This window comes from Limibacillus sp. (assembly GCA_037379885.1).
Lineage (GTDB): Bacteria > Pseudomonadota > Alphaproteobacteria > Kiloniellales > CECT-8803 > JARRJC01.
Map to the genome: position 1 here is coordinate 1 of JARRJC010000090.1, position 4783 is coordinate 4783.

General features: G+C 67.8%; 6 protein-coding genes. 2 read left to right on the forward strand and 4 right to left on the reverse strand.

The window, feature by feature from the left end; translation table 11 throughout:
- Positions 1-337, forward strand: a 337-nt coding sequence (locus tag P8X75_14500) for a hypothetical protein (GenBank protein MEJ1996392.1), incomplete at its 5' end; no start/stop codon positions are given.
- A gap of 357 nt (positions 338-694) precedes the next feature.
- Here the strand turns inward: P8X75_14500 and panC are convergent.
- A complete protein-coding gene (gene panC, locus P8X75_14505) occupies positions 695-1576 on the reverse strand; it encodes a pantoate--beta-alanine ligase (protein MEJ1996393.1) in 882 nt (293 codons plus the stop codon).
- A 104-nt stretch (positions 1577-1680) separates the two neighbouring features.
- Positions 1681-2433: a helix-turn-helix domain-containing protein gene (locus P8X75_14510; GenBank protein MEJ1996394.1), complete on the reverse strand. Its 753-nt coding sequence runs from the start codon at positions 2431-2433 to the stop codon at positions 1681-1683.
- A 153-nt stretch (positions 2434-2586) separates the two neighbouring features.
- Here P8X75_14510 and P8X75_14515 point away from each other — a divergent pair, with 153 nt between their 5' ends.
- Positions 2587-3099, forward strand: a complete 513-nt coding sequence (locus P8X75_14515; GenBank protein MEJ1996395.1) for a hypothetical protein — start codon at positions 2587-2589, stop codon at positions 3097-3099.
- A gap of 38 nt (positions 3100-3137) precedes the next feature.
- On the opposite strand, the gene P8X75_14520 is transcribed toward P8X75_14515, so the two are convergent.
- Positions 3138-3323, reverse strand: a complete 186-nt coding sequence (locus P8X75_14520) for a hypothetical protein (GenBank protein ID MEJ1996396.1) — start codon at positions 3321-3323, stop codon at positions 3138-3140.
- A 96-nt stretch (positions 3324-3419) separates the two neighbouring features.
- On the reverse strand, positions 3420-4783 hold a 1364-nt coding region (locus tag P8X75_14525), incomplete at its 5' end, for a HAMP domain-containing sensor histidine kinase (GenBank protein ID MEJ1996397.1).

Here is a 4783-nt window from a genome sequence, read left to right on the forward strand (position 1 = left end):
GCGCTTCGAGGAGGAGGGCTACCGCTTCGGCCGGGGCGGCAAGATCATGGAGGACGCACCCAGTCCCGGCGGCCCCCGCCTCGACCTGACCCCGGGCCGGGGCGAAAGCGGCAAGACCGCCTCGGGCGAAGAGGCCCTGGCCGCGATCCGGCGTCTGGGCGAGAGCCCGCGCGGGACGGAGGCCTCTCTGGGTAAGTTCAAGCGCGGCCTTTCCGACCGCCTGCCTGAGCTGACCGACGAGGAGCTGCCCGAGGCCGAAAAGACCCTGGCCGAGGCCCGCGCCAGGCTGACCGGCAGCGCCAAGCAGACCCAGGACGGCCTGACCCGATGGCCATAGGCGGGCGGCCAGACCGCGCTGAAGATTTCAGGGTGCCTTAAGACCCTAGGTTTGGCCGGCGGTCACAAAGGCCGCCGGCCTCCTCAAGGGCTCCGGGAGCTTGCCGACACATTCGCTCGCGATGGGCCAGGGCATCGCGTAGCAAAATCTCGTAAGCCTCCGCCATTTTCGCGTTATGAAGAGGATGGTAAAGACTGCCGCAGTTGCGGCCAGCCCTGCAAAACCGATTCTCATTGAAAAGCGCCCAAGACAGCTCCGCAACGGCGGCGCCCACCTGCCTCACCTTGGCGCGAATCTCTGGAACCTTTTCGCGGACGTAGCGGGACTCCGGATCTAGCATCTGCTCGAATACTTCGGTCACGCCACCTTCAGGTTGTCGATCAGGCGCACGGCGCCGAGCCAGGCGGCGGCGAAGAGGCGGCTGCCGGTCTGCGGGCGGCTCAGCGGCAGGAGCTTCTCCTCGTCGCGCAGCTCCAGGTACTCGACCTTCTCGAAGCCCGCCTCGGCGAGTTGGCGGCGGCCCCAGGCCTCGGCCTCCCCGACCTCCTCGCCCTGCTCGCGCAGGCGCCGGGCCATCTCGCTCATGACCCGGTGGAGCGTGGGCGCGGCCCGCCGCTGGCTTTCGCTCAAGTGGCGGTTGCGCGAGGAGAGCGCCAGGCCGTCCGGCTCGCGCACGGTCGGCACGCCCAGGATCTCCGAGGGGATGTCCAGGTCGCGCGCCATGCGCTGGATAACGCGGAGCTGCTGGAAGTCCTTCTCGCCGAAGAAGGCCTGATCGGGCAGAGCCTGCAACAGCAGCTTGGTGACCACCGTCGCGACCCCGCCGAAGTGGCCGGGCCGGTGTTCCCCGCAGAGCCCTTCGGTCAGGCCGGCCACCATGACGCCGGTGGCAAAGCCGGGCGGATACATCTCCTCGGGCCCCGGCGCGAACAGCAGGTCGGTGCCGACCGAGGCGAGCGCCGCGAGGTCGGCCGCCTCGTCGCGCGGGTAGGCGGCAAGGTCGCCCGGCCGGTCGAACTGCAGCGGATTGACGAAGATGGTGGCGACCACCCGCTCACAGCTTTCCTGGGCGCGGCGGATCAGGCTCAGGTGGCCTTCATGCAGCGAGCCCATGGTCGGCACCAGGGCGATGCGCTCGCCCGCGCCGCGCCACTCGGCCACCTGCCCGCGCAGTGCCGCGACGCTGCGCACCACGTCGGGCGTGCTGCTGATCTCAGTCTTTGCGGCGCTGCTGGACATGGGGGCAGTCCCTGCCTTTGGCTTGTTGGACCCGGCGAACTCCGGGAGTGCGGCGCGAACCTAGGGCGAAGCGGCCGCCGGGGCAAGCCTTCGCCCGATCGGGGCTAAAGCCCTTCGGCGATCTCCTCCAGGGCGTCGCGGTCGGCCAGTTCGACCCGGCTGCCGCTCAAGAGCCGGATGGTCCCGGCGGTCTTCAACTGGGTGAAGGTGCGGCTGACCGTTTCCGTGGTCAGGCCCAGATAGTCGCCGATGTCGTTGCGGCTCATGGGCAGATGCAGGGGATTGCCGGGGAGGCCCCGCGTCTCGCAGCGCGTCGAGAGCTTCAGCAGGAAGGAGGCGATCTTCTCCTTGGCGGTCTTGCGGCCCAGGAGCAGCATCTGCTCCTGCGCGGCGGCCAACTCGTGGCTGGCGACCGAGAGGAGCTGGCGTTCGACCTGGGGGAAGCGCTCCAGCATGCCCTCCAGCTTCTTGCGCGAGAAGCGGCAGAGCTTGGCGTTGGTCACGGCCTCCGCGCAGTAGGCGTAGGTGTCTTCGTTGGCGAGCCCCAGGAAGTCGCCCGCGATCAGGAAGCCGGTGACCTGACGCCGCCCGTCGGGCAGCAGCTTGTAGACCTTGATCAGCCCCTCGGTGACGTTGAAGACGTGATCGGCGGGCTCGCCCTCGTCGAAGATCGGCTGGCCGGCCTCCACCTGACCCTTGGTGGAGATCGAGGAGAACTCGGAGAGCTCCATGGGGTTGAGCGGCGCGCAGACCGTCAGGTTGCGCACCGAACAGGCGCTGCAGGGACGCTCCGCCCCGCCGGGCCTCGGCTGGGCGTCGGCAAGACGGCGAACGGACTTTACGTCGAACGTCGACATGATGGCGGTCTACCCGCTCCCTCTCTTGCTCTCCGGCGCTTTCAGGCGCTTCAGGGGGATTCAACGCCGGGGCTTGATCTAAGTCAACGACTAGCGTGCTGGGGGCATTTCACACTCGCGGGAACGATGGTTCAAGCGGCGGTTCTGAAAAGCATGCGAAACCTGCGAGTCACGCACTTGACGCCCGGACGCCTGCAACAGGCCTTTCCGCTTTTGCAGGCCTGCGATCCCACGCTTTCGCTGGAAACCTGGACCGCCTTTGCCGCACCGCTGCTCTCGCCCATGCCCAAGGCCGAAAAGCCCGATTGGGGAGAGCCGCCCGATCACGGCATCCTCTCGGTCGAGAACGAACAGGGCTACATCGCCGCCCTTTTCACCTACCGCTGCCACCCGGACCTGCGGCTCGGGCGGGTCCTGCTGGCGGAAAACTTCATGGCCTTCGACCTGCTGGATCCCGCCGCCTGCGCGCACGCCCTGGTCGAGGCGTTGGAGCAGCTCAGCGGCCAGCTCAGGTGCAGCGAAGTGCGCAGCCACATCAGCCACGGGAAAACGCCGGACGACAGGAACGGGGGTCTGATGGCGGCCGTGCTGGCTGAACGGGGCCATGGCCCCTGCGGGCGGCTGTTCTGCAAGGAAGTCGCTCAGCAGACCTGCCGGGACTCCTGAAACGCCGGAACTCCTGAAACAGGGAAGGCTGCGGGCGTCTAGGCGCCTTCGGCTTCGTCGAAGGCCCGCTTGATCAGGTAGAGGACGAAGAGGGTGCAGGCGATGAAGATCGCGAGCCCCGTGTAGTAGATGGCGTCGTCATGCGCCTTGGCGGAGAAGAAGAGCGCGATGACCGCCACCAGCGACACCACACCTCCCAGAACCCACTTTCCTATCGCACCCATTCCTGACCGGCTCCCACTTTCCGATGATTCCACTAGACGGGCTGGTTGAATCGCCCCTCGTTTGTAGCCAAGCACCGCCGCCGCGCCAAGCCCCCATTAGGCGACCGCGACCGGTTTTTGCTTGCTGGCGAGGCTGGAGGCGGGAAAGCGCAGGCAAAAGCGCGTGCCGCGCGCGTCGCTGTCCAGCAGCTCGATGCGCCCGCCATGCGCGCGCACCAGTTCGCGCGCGATCGCCAGGCCGAGGCCGGTGCCGCCCGGCTTCGCCGAGCCCTCGAAGGGTTGGAACAGGTGCTTGCGCGCCCGCTCGGAGAGGCCGGGACCGTCGTCGGATATCTCCAGCGCCAGCCAGTCGCCGGTCAGCGAAGCCTCCAGCGATACCTCGCGCGCGCCCGCCTCATAGGCGTTGCGCGCCAGATTGTGGAAGACCCGGAAGAGCTGCGCCTGATCGCCTTCCAGCAGATAGCTGTCGGGCAGGCGGTTCTCCCAGCGCCGCTCCCCGCCCTCCGCCAGCAGGGCCTCGCCCACCTCGTCCAGCAGGTGCTTGAGGCAGACCGGCTCCAACTGGGGCTTGGAGGGGCCCTCCTTGGCGAAGTCCAGGGTCTGAAGGCAGAGGTGGACCGCACGGTCGATGGCGCGCAGCAGGGTCGGCGCCGCCTTGCGCACCTCCGGGTCCGCGCTGTCGGAGAGGCGGTCGGAGACCAGGCGCGCCGTCGCCAGAATGTTCTTCAGGTCATGGGTGATCTTGGAAACGGCGATCCCCAGCGCGGCCAGCCGTGTCTTCTGGGTCAGCATGGAGCGCAGGGTTTCCTGAAGATTGGCCAACTCGCGCTGCGCGACCCCGATCTCGTCGGAGCGGCCGCGCCAGCGGATCACGTGGTGGGCGTCTTCCGGGTCGTCGCTAAAGGCGATCATCGACTCGGTCAGGCGGCGCATGGGCCGCACCATGATCCAGGCGAGCGCCAGGAAGACCAGCGCCGCCGTCATGCCCGAGATCACCAGGGAAAGACCCAGAATCCGCCAGGAGAAGTCGAGCATCGCGGCGCGCAGGGGGCCTTCGGCCAGCACCACCTCGACCATGATGCGGGGGTCCTTGGGCGAGTCGCCCTTCACGCGGATCTGCCGCTTGCCGTCACTGGCGAGGACGGCAAGCGCATCGCCGATCAGGTGGAAGAAGCCGCGCTCGCGCAGATCGATGGTCTCGTCGACCATCAGCGGCATGTCCGTCATCAGCATCAGCTTGCCGGCGTTGGGCTTGGTGAGCGCGATGGACTCGGCCTGCACGTGGGACAGCAACTCACGCTCCAGCTCCGGCGAGACCATCTGGTCGGGCGTCGCCTCGACCGCCAGCACCGCGAGGTGCGAGGAGGCCAGCTTCTCTTCCAGATAGCTGAGGCGGAAGCGGCCTATCGAGGGCGTATAGATCAGCACCTCGGCCAGCATCACGAAGCCGATGGTCAGCA